Consider the following 16,795-nt stretch of genomic DNA (forward strand, 5'->3'; position numbering starts at 1 on the left):
TAACATATGCCTCAAAACAATAACCCTAATCTTATTTCACAAATATTTATGAATAAGGCTAACGAACAATTTAACAAAATAAAAAAACTGAACTTTAGCACAACTCCTAGCATTGATGATATTAAAAAACTAAAAGCCATGTCAGAGCATGCAGAAAAATATTTTAAATATGCTTTATTCACAGGTTGTGATAATGCAGCTTATGAGTTAATTCAATTATATGATTTTATATTTATAAAAGATTCTGGCTCTCAAAGTCATGATTTAGAAAAAAAAATATTCCACGATGATTTAGTTTTATTAGGTCCGAAATTTGGAATTACCGAATGTCAGCAAATGGATTTAATATTTAACCCACCTACGACAAACGAAAGCGAGATAAATATTTCCTACGATGCTATTTGCAGAACACGAGAATATTTTAGTAATAAAAAATTAGTTGATAATCCTGAAACAAACGATGAAATTATTAATTATTACCTCAAATCTTTTGAAGCAATATCAGAGAAACAGCATGTTAACAATAATTACAATCCAGACGATGGTTGGAGTTATCCTACTCACACCCATTGGGAAAATGGTAATAAAGTTTGTCTATATGAAGTTGATGGGCAAACATTTGAAGTAACCTTAGTAGGTAATGAGTAAAGTTTTTTTGGCATGTGAAAAATTATTAAAGATAGTTAAATCATGAAAGATACAGAAGCAGAATTTATTACATTAACTCCAGAGTATTTATTTGATAAAGGTATAAAATATTACAAAAAAGCTTTGGATGTGCAATCCAAAAATGATAACGCAACAATTGAAAGTCAACAAGTCTACGCAAAAGCTATGCTATATTTACAAGGTGCTATGTTTTTGGGTAGTAGTGATGCTTCTAATTTTTTAATTAAAATTTATAATGAATCTGAAATTAATAATAAACAAGTAAGTAACCTAATAAAAATTATATACGGTATAGAAAATTTTTCCTATTACTATAAAAGAACACAATCTACAAATTTAAATGATTTTGGTATTACTGATCTTGCTGAACTTGATAGTATGGCTTCACTACCACTTGGATATATGGGCGGCATAAGAATAAATTGGAATAATGTCGAAATTTCTAAATCTTTAATTCTTGATACCTTAGAAGAGTTTGCAAGCAATTTTAATTCTTCTTTATCACCTGAATACCACCTAATTACTAGAAAAAATATTGTTGGATATAAAGAAAACATACAGGATAAAATAAATGAAAGAATTGTAGAAAGTTTTGTATTGTGTGAACCACCTCAAGCCACATGGTACAGAAAATTATTTCCTAAAAAGAAACCTATAGAAAATACGAAATACATCACAGCAAATGAGGTTAAAAAACCGAATGAAGTACCTAAATTACCTCAAAAAGTAAATTCTGACCAGAACACTAATCAACAAACATGGGATTATGAATCAAGCTCAATGAAACCAAAAAGTGACTCTAGTGAATTTTTAGAACTCATGGGAGGATGTCCCATATCTTAAAAAAGGAATGAAAATGATGAAAGAAAAATTACCTCATCTTTACGAAATAATAAAAAAGGCATTAAGCGATTATGATGAATATATTGAAATACCTCTTAGAACATCAAAGGATTTAGAAATAACACAAAATAATGAAGCAGTTCTAATTGAATTATATAGAAGATTAAAAGAAATATTCGTTTATGGCGAAGCAAAAGCAGCTTGGTATCTAGCTCAATTCTATTATAATGGTTGGTTATTTGAAAAAGATTGTACGATAGGCAATTTTATTATTGCAATAGGAATAAAGCTTGGTTCTATAAAATGTGCAAATAATGGATTTAAAGGTGACATATCAAAAGATTTAAAAAATTTAGCCAAAGATTGTGCTAAAACTATTAAAAATACCAAAAATCAATATCAATTAGATATAAATAGTATTATTACTGACGAAATAAAGAAAAATGCCGAATCTAATTTTAAAAGAAATTTAGAAAATACTGAATTAAAAAATATATTTGAACCAAAATTTTTTCCTACCTCTTTAGATATATTACAAGAAGCATTACTATATTATTCTCAAAATATAAAATTACCTCTTACCCAATCAAAAGATAGCACATTAACAGTAACACAAGATAATAAATATATTATATCCAAAATATACGTAAAATTAAAAGAAGCTTTAGTTTGCGGTCAAGAAAATGCTGCTTGGTACTTAGCTCAATTTTATTATAACGGCTGGTTGGTTGAAAAAAATATTATTTATGGAGATTTTATACTTGCGATAGGAAAACATTTTGAATCTAAAAAATGCTCTAATAGCGATTATAAAGGTGAAGATATTTTAGCAGATTGCTTCCAAAAATTAGTTACAGTTTGTGCTAATTCTATTTCCAATAACAAGTATGTATACCGAACAGGTATTAATGATATAATGAAACTAAATGCAGAAAAAGCTATTAATATACATTTAAACAATACTGATTTAAAAGACATATTTAATAGTTCAGAATCAACTATTATTCCTACAATTTCAGCTCCTTTACCTAGTACCACACACCAACCATCTAATACAGTAAGGCGAGCAACTCAAAGCGATATAAAAGATTTCAAAAATAAAAAAACTACTGGTGTAAAAAAAAACAAAAAGTACAATAGATTATAATGTTAACTTTGAAAAAGATGAAGAAACAAATTCAGGCAACAAACCTACTAGTATACCCAAAACACAAAGCGAAGTAAATTATAACTCTGTTACTACTAAAAAGGTTGAAGAAAAAACTTTAGTATCAAGAGGCAACAATTATTATCATGAACAACCTATTAACACATCAGAACCCCAAAAAATCGGAAATGATGATGATGGAACTCCAGTATTAGGGAAACAAGGATGTACTTGTTTAATAATGTAATAAATAGGATATATTTTGAAAATCGTAGAAATAAATAATAAAGAAATTTTTTATTTAGTGCCTGAAAATCAGTTACTTGAAAAAGGTCTACGACAAGTTGAGATATTATCTATTTTTGAAGCGATTTGGGATTCTTACGCTGAAAAAGCGATAAATTTATTATTTGAGTCGGCTGTTGAAAATCTAACCTGTGCTATGCTGCTTGGCGAAGAAAAAGCTATTTTACCGCTTGCACAACTTTATTCTAAAGGTACTATTTATGGTATTTTGCCGGATTTAGTCTTCAGTGATTACATTATTTTGCTGGGTCAAAAACTTGAATATGAAATATGTAATGATATCCCTTTACAACTTATCACTAATACTAAATATTTTGATAAACAGTTAGAAGATCTAGCTATTACTTCTAATACCTTATTTTATTATTCTAATTTTAGATGTATAGGGGAAAATATTAAAAAAAAATCATTAGGGATTGTAATAAACAGTTTAAAGAAGAATGGCATTTTTGTAAATTTGAATATCCTGATTTAACGTTATCATCTTTTGAGATATTGGAGGAAGACCAGGATTTAGTAACTGTAACAGGTGAAAATCCTTTGGATGATAATAAATGTTTAATGTCTTGATTGGGTTCTCTTACTGTTGCATGGCTTGATTTTTCTGTCATTGCGAGGAGGTTATATAATAACCAACGAAGCAATCTTAGGAGTTTTACTTCATGAGATTGCCACGCCACTTTCAGTGGCTCGCAATGACATCCATTTAATACAAGAACAACTTCTTCTGACTCTTCGATTCTTCGTTTACATTATTATTATTTTGCGGATAACTATGATCTAATGTTTTCAAATAATCCCCTATTGCTTTAGAAAATTCTTCCATTTTATAACGAAAGAAATGATCAGCACCGCTAATAATTTTACATCCAACCTTAATATGAGCTTGTTGTTTAGATAATTTACTTGCTAAATCTTTTACCGCTTCAGCTGAGACTATACTATCACTATCACCTTGTAATACAAATCCTGGAATAGGACAAGGCGAAAGGAATGAAAAATCATATTTATTTACCGGAGGCGAAATAGCAATAAAATTATTTATTTCAGGGCGTCTCATCACAAGTTGCATAGCTATCCATGCACCGAATGAAAACCCTAATACTAAATTAGACTGAGCGTTTGGATTATTCTGCTGTAACCAATCAAGTGCTGTTCCGGCATCTATAACCTCACCCACTCCATTATTAAAGTTACCCTCTGAATGCCCTACTCCTCTGAAGTTAATACGTAAAACTGTATAGCCGTGTTCAGATAAAACTTTATAGGCGTTATACACTACTGTATTATTCATATCACCGCCATGCAAAGGATGGGGATGAAGAACCAATGCAACAGGAGCATTATATGCTTCTGCTTTTACATATATTCCTTCGATTCGCCCCTCAGGACCGTTAAAATAAATTTGCGACATAATTATTTGTAATATTTAATTTGTTTTTGTTAATAAACTTTGCGTCATTGCGAGCGGAAACTTTATCACCCTGTCATCCCGTGGTCAAGCCACGGGATGACAGAGACGAAGCTGATCTACGCAGGCAATGCCTCCTCGCAATAACGACTCATCAAGAGAACACAGCCCTTTCGACTGCCTCAGCATTATGCTGCACTAAATCTTTCGCTATTTCTTTAGTAATCATCTTTTTTAGACCATTTTTAAGCTCGTGACGAACACAACCGAGCATTTGCGGTTCAGCGACTATAATTAACTCTTTATATTTAGCTTGGTCATGACCTACTGCTTTTTCTAAATGTTTTATAACGCTTTTTGCTGCTTCTTTATGTTCTATATCTTTTAAAGAAGTATGAGGCTCAAACAATGAAGCAGGCGTAGATTTATTTTGGTATAAACTCTGTCTTTTTTCTCTATGGTGGTGATGCTATTCCGAATCTAAAGGTAACTTTAAAGGCTTATTATTAGTAATTTTAACTCCTTGAGCATCGTAAAGCAATTTTGCTTGCTATCGATAACTGCAATTAATTTTAATGCTGTTGTATTATTCATAATACCTCCATAAGAATAGTTGGTAATTGTATGATAATACTAATTATTTCTTAATCCAAGACTAATTTAATACAAATAACAAATTACATTAGTAATTTGCTATTGAGTAAGTATTAATTTAATAATTTTTGCTTTTCACTATTAATTATCTCTTCAATCTTATCATTAAAAATCCGCACTTCGGTCTGTTCTACTTCTTCCCTTTCTATTACTCCAATAATTTTTACCTTTATAGTCCCAGGCTGTTTAAACCAAAAACCTCTAGGCCAAAATAAGCCGGCATTATGTGCCATCATTACTATCGGCACTTTAGTAATAGAAGCAAGCTTTACAGCACTTGGCTTAAATTTTACTGTTCGATCAGGCGGAACTTTTGTTGATTCAGGAAATATTATTAACCATAAACCTTCCTTGATTTTTTCCTCACCCTCTCTTAAAATTTGAGCAACTGAACTATTAGTGCCACGATTTACTGCAATCGGCTTAACCATACGAAGTCCCCAACCAAGTAGCGGTATATTAAATAACTCACGCTTTAATACCCACGAATGTTTAGGGATAATAAGCTGCATAAACATCTGATCCCAAAAGGATTGATGGTTAGATACAACTATTGAAATGGTTTTAGGCAATTTCTCAAGCCCCTCTACCTCATATTTCAAACCACAACAAATTTTTGCAAGCCACACAAAAGCACAAGAAAAGATAACAGCGATCCTATATCTTATTTGATAGTTGACATTGAAAAACGTTACGGGTATGTAACATATAAGAAAAAAGATAAAAGTAAATAACGATAATAATCCGTAAAATGATAAAATTCTTAAACGCCAAAGCATATAGTAAAAATTAATTATTAATTTGGTATACCTTTAATACTTCAAGATTTGGCAAGCCAAATTTCGGGATTCGTCTTTGCTCACGTAGTTTATCTACTGCTTGCACAGACTCACCGCTTATTTGACTTACCAACTTTTGAAGTATTCGCAGTATATATATAACATATATTTGTTAATGAATACAATAATAAAGGTATAAAATGAAAAAAACTGTTCTTTCAGGTGTGCAAGCTACTGGTTCTTTGCATCTTGGTAACTATTTAGGCTCGATTCGAAACTGGGTTAAAATGCAGGAAGAATATAATTGTTTTTTCTTTTTGGCTGATCTGCATTCTATCACTGTTGATATAGCTCCTAGTGAACTTAAAAGATCGGTTATCGAAACTTTAGCGATTTATTTAGCAGCTGGACTTGATCCTAATAAAGTCACGATTTTTGCTCAGAGTATGGTAAAAGAGCATGCTGAACTCGCTTGGTTACTCAATTGCGTGACACCGCTCGGCTGGTTAAAACGCATGACGCAGTTTAAGGATAAGGCTGGAAAGGACCAAGAAAAGGCATGCCTTGGGCTTTTTTCCTATCCGGTACTTATGGCTGCTGATATACTGATATATAAGGCCGATATAGTGCCTGTTGGTGAGGATCAAAAACAACATTTGGAGCTAACTAGAGATATCGCCGGCGTAATTAATAGGAAGTTTAATAAGGAAATTTTAAAAGTACCAGAGGTTTTAATTGGTGGCTCAGGAACAAGAATTATGAGTCTTAGAGATGGCAGTAAAAAAATGAGCAAATCCGATTCTTCAGATTTTTCTCGTATTAATTTAAGAGATGATAATGATCTTATTCATCAAAAAATTAAAAAAGCCAAAACAGATCATTTAAGCTTTGTCAGTTATGATAAAGAAGCAAGACCAGAGATTAGTAATTTACTGGATATTTATACAACCTTATCAGAAGAAAAACTTGAGAATATAATTCAGAATTATGAAGGCTTTGCAAAATTTAAAGAAGATTTAGCAGAAATTATTATTACAAATCTGCAACCGATGCGTGATAAATATTTAGAGTTAATGAATGATCAGGAATATTTACTCAAAATACTTCACCAAGGTGCAGAGAAAGCAAGAGTTAGAGCATCTGAAACTGTAAACGAGCTGAAAGAACAATTTGGATTCGTGATATAAAAAAGTGATACTGTCATCCAGTGGCGGCATTGCCTGCGTGGATCGGTTTCTCCGTCTGAGCTAAGGAAATTACGGAGTAATTGTACGTACGCAATCTCAGGAATTTTATACTGTTTTATGAGATTGCCGCGTCGATGCTAGCATCTCCTCGCAATGACGAAAAAACCGCTCCACACAACAATGCTGATTTAATAAGACCTTGTCACTAATTCTCCAAATTAAACGAGCATAGTAAAGATTTTTTACGATTTTTCTTGAATTATGCTGTATTTTTTGCTATGAATCTTCTTGGATAGGTGGCCGAGCGGTTTAAGGCACTAGTCTTGAAAACTGGCGTACGGGCAACCGTACCGTGGGTTCGAATCCCACCCTATCCGCCAGCTCTAAAAAATCCTTTATTCCTTGTAGTTTACCTGTTGAGGAAGCAAAAATATCATCAAATATTTTTCAAAAAATTCCCTGCTTATAAAACAATATTTATAGTAAACTCAGTTGAATTTTGTGACAGGCATGAAAGTAGAGCCTATAATAATAGGCAAGACGACGAACAACCTACTCCATGCGTTCAAATCAGTTTACTATAAAGTATCTTTCTAAAAAGTTTTCTATTTTTTAGATTTATCTATATAAGCTTTGTTACTAATTAAACCCATGCCGTAAGTTTTACAATATTCAAGCATTTCAATTGAATCAGGATGCTCCGCTCCAAAATCTATGATCTGTGGTTTGGCAAAAAATTTATAGTTAAGCGTATCTTTTCTTTTACACGCAACCTTTGCTCCTTTAAGATTTACCTCACTTACTTGTGCTACATTCTTATAATTTCTTCTATAAACATTAAAATATATACCTCGTGCATCCATATAGCTATCTAAAGCTTCCTCAAGCTTACCACTGGCAAATAATATATCTCCTCTTATTATACATGTAACAGCTATTGTAGGGTTGAATACATCAGGCATTCTTCTACTCATAAAGTTTTTATCATTACTCTTAAAAATCTCCAATGCCTTATTTGCATATTCTAAAGCTTTATCTTTTTCACCTAAACCGAATAATGCTATTGCTTTTTGAGTAAATATTCTACCAAATATTATATTAGTTTCTTTTTTTACATGCTTTTGCATGTTATATACCTGCTCTACTTGATTAAGAGCTTCTTGATATTGCCCAAGTTTACTTAATATTTCAGCTTTTATTAAATAGTCTACTGTTAAAAATAATGCATTTGGATCTAACCCACCAGAAATAGCAGCTTGAATAGATTGATTAATTTGTTCTAATGCTTCATTATATTTTCCTTCTATAAAAAATAATTTTGTTTCAGCAATATATAGCATTGATTTATCAGCATTATCAATTACTTTGTTATCCAACTGTTGTTTTAAAATTTGTATATTTTCTTGAGCTTCCTGCACATTTCCTATTGTAAGATATACTTGTGTTAACCCATAAGTTACATTCGCTTTATACGCTTCATATCCCTTAATATCTTTATATATTTCTTTAGACTTAGTAAAATATTCTACAGCTTTTTTATAATTATAAGATTTTAAGTAATACCATCCTGTTATATTTAAATAACCGGCATATACTCGCTTTTCCTCATTATTCATTAACCATAATCTATATTTCCCTTTCTCGTCATTATCTTCAAACCAATTAACTAATTTACCAGCACCAATTAAATTATAAGAATTATCGTATTGAACTAATTGCTGTAATTTTATTGCTGTCAATTTATGTAAATTTATATTATAGCTTTCTGCGTTTTTTAATATTATTTCAATATTTTCCGGTACTGTTTTAGCATTCCTATACATAAATGCTTTTGTTACACTTTTCGGCACAGACTCAACAAACTTAGTAACCACATCTTCTAAATATTTACTATTATTTGCACTATTTTTTTCTAATACTTTTTGAACAATAACATCATGCATCTCAAAAACTGGATTATCTTCTCTAGCATCTATATTTGTTATTAAAGCAAATTTTGATAGCTCGAAAATATCATCATTGAGATTGTCTTTATTATCAGTAATAATTCTAAGTAGATCCTTAGAAAAGCTTTGGTTATTGAGTAATGCTATTTTATTTAGAAGTTGTCTTGTAGATGATTTTAATTGTTCTGTTACGAGCGATAGATTAAAACTTATTTTATCATTAGATTTTTGTATTTTATTTTTATATTCTTCTTTATCTAATCCCGGCACATTATTTAATATTTGAGCACCTTGTACTATCAATACTGGATAACCTTTAAATTCTTGCACTAGAAATTCTACTAAATTATTATCTTTGTCCAATAAAATAATATTTGCAAGCTTAATAGTTTCGGGCTTTTCAAATGGTACAGCTTTTACTATATAAGGCATTCTATCACTATCTTGTGAACAAAATATGATATTGCCATTATGTTCCCAATTAATAAAATCTTGTATTTTTTTATTCTCACCTACTTTTAAATTATCAAATATTAACAACCATTTATCATTCTGCCCTAAATACTCCATTAACTCTTCTTTACATTCGCTGCTTCTTCTGCGATTAAAATTTTCCCTTCAGCTTTGTTAATAGCTTTTGCTAACTTTAAAAGTTCATCATTAATATTTAAATTGGAATCAATAAACCAAATTAAATTATAATTACCTTTATTTGCATAGGTATACATTCTAGCTAGCTGAGTTTTTCCCATCCCGCTAATACCTACAATACTTGTTTGCCTGTATTTTTCTAAATTAGTTTTTATTTGATTTAATTGCTGTACATGATTTATAAAATAGCTGACTGGTGCAATTATATTATTTACTTTGGCTTGAGCGAATAAATTTAAAGGGATGATGGATATTATGAATAACAGTAAGAACTTTTTCATTTCTTTTCCTTGATTTTGGTTGTCAATGTAACTTATATTTAATATCAAATAATTTTAATCAACTAATCAAGAAAGAGCTTAATTTCCTTACTAATTATATATGACTGTTAACAAAATAATTTTAAATATTTAGTCTGATTCTTCTTTATCCCAACCAGCTAAATAAATGATATTATCCTCATTTGCTATTTTATTTTTTTTAATTGCTTTTTCATTTATTTCTATAAGATTCGTCTTATCATAACTTACTTTACAATTAAATCCGTTTGACTTTAGTATCTTAAATATTTGTTCTATGCTAAGGATAAATGGATTAGCATGTGATTTCGTAAATTCACTTGATACTGCGAATAAATCCTTTTCCTTTTCTAGCGGTACTCCAATATAACTAAAACTGAATGATACCTTACCTGCAATATTACTTATGAATAAATTTATTTGATGCTTATTATTATAAAATTGCTTTTTAATAATAAAGAAAAGATAATTTATTATACTATATATTACTTGATAAAATGCTGCGGTAGAAGAAAAGTATATTTGTTTTTCAAGACATTTTATGCTAAACGAAATATTTTCATCTTCTTTATCAAATCTATTAGTAAAAACTTTAATTAACTTTTTTACATCTATTTCCTCTTTATTAGAGGAATTATATAAAGCGATAGAACAATATAAATCTCTTTCTAAATATGATCTTTTTAATTTTTTATCTTGTTTATCTAGCGAATCTTTTTCATTTAATAATGTTGTTTTTGCCGCTTCTTGATTAAATAAATAATTAATTTCAACATCTGTAGTTTTTTTAAACTCTGTATCCCACAATTTTGTCATCCATAGCTTTTCGCACTCTTTAACAGCGGTCTCATATTTATTCTTATATTCTTTCTCAATTTTTTTTGATAAAGCTTGATATATATAATATACAGCGATAAAGGTAAGCGATAAAAAGGTGATCATAAACCATAAAGGTTTTTTAATATCTTTTATTATCTTATTCCAATAGTCATTATTAATATTGGTTCTTATTATCAATTTATTATCTTGATTTAAATAATATATTTTATCCATTTCATAATTTTCAAAAATAGCATTTGAATAAATTAAATTATTATTTAGTTCTATCTTTACATTATTAAAATTAGGTATAGACCTCTCTAATAGTGATTGCAGTTTGTATAAACTATAATTTACACAATTTTCATTTTTACAAATTGTAATGTAATTATTATTTGAAGAGATATTAATCTTGTAAATTAGTATTTAATCTAAAAGATAATGATTGAAACTTATTTAAACTAGTTTCTAATATTAAATTATAATTGTTATTTAAAAATAATAATTTTGCATCTTTTATTTTTTGGTCATAATAATTAAAAAGTACTAGCACAATAACTATATAGCCAACTCCAGCGGAAATAATTGTAGAAAAATTAATTCTTCCCGTTTTATATATAGATTTTAAAATATTGAAATACATAAACCAAAAATGATACTCATAATCATTACCGAACCTATTAAAACCTTAATCTAAGTTTTAAATTTTAAATTAAATTTAGGAAATAGATTTTTGTACCGAAAAGATTTATACTTTTTCTACTAAAAGTCAATAAAAATTTTTTATATTACATAAAATAAAAAAATATAGGAGGAGTATACCTTTAATACTTCAAGATTTGGCAAGCCAAATTTCGGGATTCGTCTTTGCTCACGTAGTTTATCTACGTTCCGCAGACTCACCGCTTATTTGACTTACCAACTTTTGAAGTATTTGCGGTATATATATTGAATATTATAGTATTTTACAGAAGCAACGTAAGCAAAAAATACAATTTAAATTATTAAGGTTTTATCCTAAAATTAGCATTACTAAATAAGTATAGATATCGTCATTGCGAGGAGCATAGCGACGAAGCAATCTCAGGACACTTTCATGAGATTGCCACGCTCCTTTTAATCAACTCGCAATGACGGCAATGACGTTTTATTCACTCCCCTCTTCTGCCACTTCTTCTTCAAACTCGCTATCTTCTTCATTATCATCAGAACTTTCAGCAATTAGAGAAGCAGATACGACTTTTTCCCCGTCATCTAGTCTAAATAAAGTAACACCGCTAGTGTTACGCCCTGTAATACGTACTGTTTCGAGTTTACAACGGATTAATTTACCGCTATTGGTGATAAGCATTAGCTCATCATCCATTTTAACAGGCATAACGCCAACTACTAAACCGGTTTTGTCATTAATATCCATATTGATAATACCACTACCACCGCGGTCAGTAATCCTATAACCATAAGCCGAGCTTCTTTTACCAAAGCCGTTTTCGGTTACTGTTAAAATAAACTCTTCGGAATTTGCCATTTCTAAAATAGATTCAGCAGTCAAATCCACGCCTAATTCTTCAGAATTAAATTCTTCCCCTTTAGCGATCTCAAGTCTCTTCTCCCATGATACGGATAAATAAGCATCTCGCTCTTCACGTGTAGCTTTGATACCTTTTAATACTGTCATAGAAATCACTGAATCATCTTCGGCAAGCCTCATACCACGCACTCCATCGGAAGTACGGCTCTTAATCACACGTAGCGACTCAACAGGGAATCTTAGAGCTTTACCCGATTTGGTTGCTAGTAAAATATGCTCGTCTTCTTTACAAGGCTTTACATCTATTAACTTGTCATCTTCATCAAGCCTAATTGCTATCTTACCATTTGACTGAATCTTTTTGAAATCTAATAAATCGCTTCTTCTAATATTACCTTTAGCAGTTGCGAACATAATATTTAGATTATCCCACTCATCTTGATTTTCAGGCAGCGGCATAATATTGGTAATATGCTCATCACCTTTAAGCGGTAATATATTAACCATAGGTCTACCTTTCCCTTGCGGATTACTTAAAGGAAGCTTATATAGCTTTAAGCTATAAACCTGCCCAATATTTGAGAAGAATAACATTGGCGTATGAGTACTACCGACAAAAACTTGCGTTGTTATATCTTCATCACGCATTGAAAGCCCTGACCTACCCTTACCACCTCGTTTTTGAGCTCTATAACTACTTAGAGGCACACGCTTTATATAACCACCAAGCGTTACAGTTACTACCATTTCTTCACGCTGGATTAAATCTTCGATATCTTGATCAAACTCACCAAATTCAATCGAAGTAAGACGAGGGGTTGCAAATTCTTCTTTAACTTTAATTAGCTCTTCTTTTAAAATTTCAAGTAATCGCTCACGTGAACCTAAAATATTTAAATACTCCGTAATCTCAGTGGCAAGGTTCTTTAAATCTTCCTCTAACTTATTCTTTTCCATAGCGGTTAAGCGTTGCAATCTCATCTCTAAAATTGCCTTTGCTTGGGCTTCGGTAAAGCTACATTTACCCTCTTCATTCAACATTGCCTTATCATCAACTAACTTCACAAGCGGCAGAATATTTAACGCATCCCAACTACGTGCCATTAATTCTTGTTTAGCAGCATTTGGATCGCTTGCAGCTTTTATAATACGGATTATTTCGTCGATATTGCTAACAGCGATAGTTAGCCCAAGTAAAATATGAGCTTTATCTCTTGCTTTATTAAGTAAATATATAGTACGGTTAGTGATAACTACTTCCCTAAAACTAACGAAAGCGGCAATTACTTCTTTTAGATTCATTACCTTAGGCAAGCCATCTTTTAGAGCAAGCATTATAACGCCAAAGCTAGTTTGAAGCTGCGTACAGGAATATATTTGGTTTAAAACTACTTCAGCGACAATATCTTTCTTTAGCTCAATATAAATTCTTATACCGTTTTTATTCGACTCATCACGTAAATCGCTTATACCCTCAATACGTTTTTCCTTAACCATTTCAGCAATCTTTTCAACAAGCCTTGCTTTATTTACCATGTAAGGTATTTCGGTAATAATGATTGCTTGACGCCCGTTACCTAAATTCTCAATCTCAGCTCGCCCTCTTATAGCTATGCTACCTCTACCTGTTAAATAGGCTGATTTAATACCATTAACACCTAAAATAATCCCGCTTGTAGGGAAATCAGGACCTTTAACTACTTCTAAAAGGTCTAAAATTTCTATATCGTTATTATCTACATATAAACAACAAGCATCAATAACCTCCCCAAGATTGTGAGGCGGAATATTAGTTGCCATACCAACAGCAATACCACCGCTTCCGTTTACTAGTAAGTTCGGGAACATAGAAGGCAACACTGAAGGTTCTTCTTCAGAACCGTCATAATTTGGGTTAAAGCTGACAGTTTCTTTATCAATATCCTCAATCAGTTTATGGGCTACTTTAGCCATACGTGATTCGGTATACCTCATTGCCGCCGCAGCATCACCATCCAATGAACCAAAATTACCCTGCCCATCAACAAGCGGTAGACGCAGTGAAAAATCTTGAGCCATACGCACTAACGAATCGTAAATAGCACTATCCCCGTGCGGGTGGTATTTACCCATCACGTCACCGACTATTCTAGCGGATTTTCTGTAAGCTCTGTTTGCATGGTTACCTGCTTCATGCATTGAGTAGATGATACGACGATGTACCGGCTTTAAGCCATCTCGAACGTCCGGTATTGCCCTACTTACTATGACGCTCATAGCATAGTCAAGATAAGATACTTTCATCTCATCTTCGATATTTACCGGTACTAAATTAGAAGAGTTATTGTCAGTCACGATTATATAGCCTTGAATTTAATGATTATATTAATTATAGAGGTATAATTTATTTCTTTCAAGGATTGCTTTACATGGTTTTAATGTATAGTGAGTAGAGTTTATTCTTTTTGACTGCAAATTATAAGATTTTTTATCATCTAAAATATCCCCTTATTTTTCCTCCCTATTTTTCCCCCTAATTTTTTATCTTATCCATTTTATGAATGTTACATATTTTACATTTTGAAGTTACAGAAAAAGCCTTTTAAGAGATGCTAGTATTAACCTTATTGATTGAAGCTGTATCTTACAACTACAACCAAAACACAAGATGCTATTAGCAAAGATAAGTAAGAGATATGATTTATATCTTTAAACGAATTCTGTAAAGATAGTTCAATTATTTTTCTAATTTAACTATCAAAATTACTTCAATTAATATTTAAAAAGAGAATTAAATCAATATGAAAGATAAACTAATACAACTTTGCGATCCGGCAAAATTTGAATATTTGATTAATAACGCACCTAATAATACACTAAGCAGTACTCAAATACAGAATGCAGTGTGTTCCGAAAAAGATTACGGTATTCACACATATCTTTGCTAACACATGCGGCGTAATAGCAGAAAAGATTCCTGTTTTAGCAGAAGGCTTATATCGATGCACAATTGATTCAGCATCAATAATTAGTTCATTTAAAGAAATGCCATGTAATCCAATACGATGGAATCCTACTGCCTTAGTGAACAAATTTTGTTCTACCGTTGGTAATAATATTGGATCTTTTAATACTACTACTCTTACACCAGAAACAGCTTTTTGGGGTAATACCACCATACCTACAACAGAAACACCTCTTTGGGATAGCACTACTCCAGCAGAAGATCCTAATAATGATATAATTAAATTAATAGGAGTAGGAGCAGCCGCAGCCGCTACTATTGCTATTTATACAGGGTATAGATATTTTAAAAGCTCAAAAAGCACTCCAAAGAACACTACTAATACAGAATTAGAGCTTAGCTCCCGCAAAGAAGATATAGAAAGTGCTTCTAATTTACTACAACCAACATTTAGTATGCGTGAAGATTTTCAGGCAGCAGGAATTAGGATTAATGCCTTTAACAGTCAAGAAGATAAAGAAAGCACTTCTCCTTTACTACCAACGTTAGAAGAAAGTAATACGTCTACAGAATTGCATTATGACATACCTACATCTAATAGACCTGTTACTGGTATTTATGAAGAAATTGGTCAAAAAATTGAAACTTCTAATCTACTAGATGCAGCTCGGGAAGTTAGCAATAGGCTTAATGATTTAGTGGATGAGCTTGAACTTACAAATATAGTAATTTCATCTAATGATCATACAGTTCCAAATAATGAACCGGCTTTATTAGGTGATGACAGTACCGTTATTGAAGTAGTATAAAATCGTTTTTGTTTAATTTATAGATGAATATTTTTAGCGTCATTAATTTAACTTAGTGACGCTATAATAGTTTAAAAAATATAATATTTCTATTGACTTTTATACTAATATTTAACTATAAGTAACAAATCAATTATTTAAAATTTAAAAATAATTAATAATGATTACACGTTTCTGTACAAGTAATGAAAATATTAGATTTCAAAATTAGTAGGATGCGATATTTCCAAGCATCAAATACAATTATGTAAAAATACTATCAACAACGATAATATAGAATATTTTATCATAGATTTTTCTGATACCACCGCTCCTTTAATTATAGGAGAAAATAAATATGATATTGTTTATACTGTATTTGTGATATTATACGTGGAAACTCTCGATAAGCTAAAAATATTTATTGATAATTGTTATAAATGTCTAAAGAAACAAGGAAGAATTATAATATGTACTTTAGATATTTTAAGTGCTTCATTTTACCCAGAAGTCTTTGATATATTGAAGCTTCCTGTAAAAGCTTTAGTTAACAATAATAAGTATAGCGATGGTTGCTCAATACAAATAGAAATTACAAAAAATTGCATTGTAACCTCCTATCAAAGAAATTTTGAAACCATAAAACAATTAATGAAACAAGTAGGTTTTAATAATATTAGAAAACATAATTTATTTTTAGATGAAATTAGTCTACAAGCTTTTACAAATAGAGAGCTAGATATAATAAAAAAATCTAATATATTTTTATTATTAGAAGCTCAAAAATTATAGTAATGCGGATAGCGAATTATTGCATAACC

At 30.8% G+C, this 16,795-nt stretch carries 15 protein-coding genes, 1 tRNA gene and 2 pseudogenes; 8 read left to right on the forward strand and 10 right to left on the reverse strand.

The genetic code is table 11. The features are described 5' to 3' along the window. Window positions 1-6 precede the first annotated feature (6 nt). From RBE_RS04065 to RBE_RS04080, 4 genes are all read left to right on the forward strand, one after another. Entirely contained in the window at window positions 7-648 is a 642-nt protein-coding gene (locus tag RBE_RS04065) for a hypothetical protein (protein ID WP_011477451.1), read from the forward strand. Between the two features lie 42 nt (window positions 649-690). Then, window positions 691-1,512 (forward strand): hypothetical protein, encoded by an 822-nt coding sequence (locus tag RBE_RS04070; RefSeq protein WP_011477452.1) that lies wholly within the window; start codon window positions 691-693, stop codon window positions 1,510-1,512. Window positions 1,513-1,525: 13 nt separating this feature from the next. Further along, a complete protein-coding gene (locus RBE_RS04075; RefSeq protein WP_012151984.1) occupies window positions 1,526-2,659 on the forward strand; it encodes a hypothetical protein in 1,134 nt (377 codons plus the stop codon). A gap of 262 nt (window positions 2,660-2,921) precedes the next feature. Then, the gene (locus tag RBE_RS04080) at window positions 2,922-3,440 is read left to right on the forward strand and encodes a hypothetical protein (protein WP_011477454.1); all 519 of its coding nucleotides are present in this window, start codon (window positions 2,922-2,924) and stop codon (window positions 3,438-3,440) included. A 231-nt stretch (window positions 3,441-3,671) separates the two neighbouring features. Here RBE_RS04080 and RBE_RS04085 read toward each other — a convergent pair whose 3' ends face one another. The 4 genes and pseudogenes from RBE_RS04085 to RBE_RS09475 form a co-directional block, all read right to left on the reverse strand. Beyond that, the gene (locus RBE_RS04085) at window positions 3,672-4,379 is read right to left on the reverse strand and encodes an alpha/beta hydrolase (protein WP_011477455.1); all 708 of its coding nucleotides are present in this window, start codon (window positions 4,377-4,379) and stop codon (window positions 3,672-3,674) included. 151 nt (window positions 4,380-4,530) lie between these two features. Further along, window positions 4,531-4,970: pseudogene (locus tag RBE_RS07945) on the reverse strand (host attachment protein). Between the two features lie 113 nt (window positions 4,971-5,083). Further along, window positions 5,084-5,809 carry a lysophospholipid acyltransferase family protein gene (locus RBE_RS04095; RefSeq protein WP_011477457.1) on the reverse strand — a complete coding sequence of 242 codons (726 nt, stop codon included), beginning with the start codon at window positions 5,807-5,809 and terminating at the stop codon, window positions 5,084-5,086. A gap of 10 nt (window positions 5,810-5,819) precedes the next feature. Then, window positions 5,820-5,942 carry a hypothetical protein gene (locus RBE_RS09475; RefSeq protein WP_266105185.1) on the reverse strand — a complete coding sequence of 41 codons (123 nt, stop codon included), beginning with the start codon at window positions 5,940-5,942 and terminating at the stop codon, window positions 5,820-5,822. A 67-nt stretch (window positions 5,943-6,009) separates the two neighbouring features. Here RBE_RS09475 and trpS point away from each other — a divergent pair, with 67 nt between their 5' ends. Further along, the gene (gene trpS, locus RBE_RS04100; protein WP_011477458.1) at window positions 6,010-6,996 is read left to right on the forward strand and encodes a tryptophan--tRNA ligase; all 987 of its coding nucleotides are present in this window, start codon (window positions 6,010-6,012) and stop codon (window positions 6,994-6,996) included. A 290-nt stretch (window positions 6,997-7,286) separates the two neighbouring features. Beyond that, window positions 7,287-7,376: transfer RNA gene (locus RBE_RS04105), tRNA-Ser, on the forward strand. A gap of 225 nt (window positions 7,377-7,601) precedes the next feature. Here the strand turns inward: RBE_RS04105 and RBE_RS04115 are convergent. The 6 genes and pseudogenes from RBE_RS04115 to gyrA form a co-directional block, all read right to left on the reverse strand. After that, window positions 7,602-9,512 carry a tetratricopeptide repeat protein gene (locus RBE_RS04115; protein ID WP_011477459.1) on the reverse strand — a complete coding sequence of 637 codons (1,911 nt, stop codon included), beginning with the start codon at window positions 9,510-9,512 and terminating at the stop codon, window positions 7,602-7,604. After that, window positions 9,512-9,874: a hypothetical protein gene (locus RBE_RS09215; protein WP_011477460.1), complete on the reverse strand. Its 363-nt coding sequence runs from the start codon at window positions 9,872-9,874 to the stop codon at window positions 9,512-9,514. The genes RBE_RS04115 and RBE_RS09215 overlap by 1 nt, the downstream gene beginning before the upstream one ends. Window positions 9,875-10,003: 129 nt before the next feature. Further along, window positions 10,004-10,945, reverse strand: coding sequence for a hypothetical protein (locus tag RBE_RS04125; protein ID WP_011477461.1), 942 nt, complete (start codon window positions 10,943-10,945; stop codon window positions 10,004-10,006). Window positions 10,946-11,117: 172 nt separating this feature from the next. Further along, complete coding sequence (locus RBE_RS08905) at window positions 11,118-11,264, reverse strand: hypothetical protein (RefSeq protein WP_187145736.1); 147 nt, start codon at window positions 11,262-11,264, stop codon at window positions 11,118-11,120. Between the two features lie 263 nt (window positions 11,265-11,527). Beyond that, a pseudogene (locus RBE_RS09705) lies at window positions 11,528-11,655 on the reverse strand (palindromic element RPE5 domain-containing protein); the annotation flags it as partial. Between the two features lie 203 nt (window positions 11,656-11,858). Then, complete coding sequence (gyrA, locus tag RBE_RS04135; RefSeq protein WP_011477462.1) at window positions 11,859-14,576, reverse strand: DNA topoisomerase (ATP-hydrolyzing) subunit A; 2,718 nt, start codon at window positions 14,574-14,576, stop codon at window positions 11,859-11,861. A gap of 543 nt (window positions 14,577-15,119) precedes the next feature. Here gyrA and RBE_RS04140 point away from each other — a divergent pair. Together RBE_RS04140 and RBE_RS04145 are read left to right on the forward strand one after the other, a co-directional pair. Next, on the forward strand, window positions 15,120-15,995 hold the full coding sequence (locus RBE_RS04140) for a hypothetical protein (RefSeq protein WP_011477463.1): 876 nt from the start codon (window positions 15,120-15,122) through the stop codon (window positions 15,993-15,995). 198 nt (window positions 15,996-16,193) lie between these two features. Continuing rightward, window positions 16,194-16,766 (forward strand): class I SAM-dependent methyltransferase, encoded by a 573-nt coding sequence (locus RBE_RS04145; RefSeq protein ID WP_081178463.1) that lies wholly within the window; start codon window positions 16,194-16,196, stop codon window positions 16,764-16,766. Window positions 16,767-16,795: the final 29 nt, after the last annotated feature.

It is taken from the genome of Rickettsia bellii RML369-C, from assembly GCF_000012385.1.
GTDB lineage: Bacteria > Pseudomonadota > Alphaproteobacteria > Rickettsiales > Rickettsiaceae > Rickettsia > Rickettsia bellii.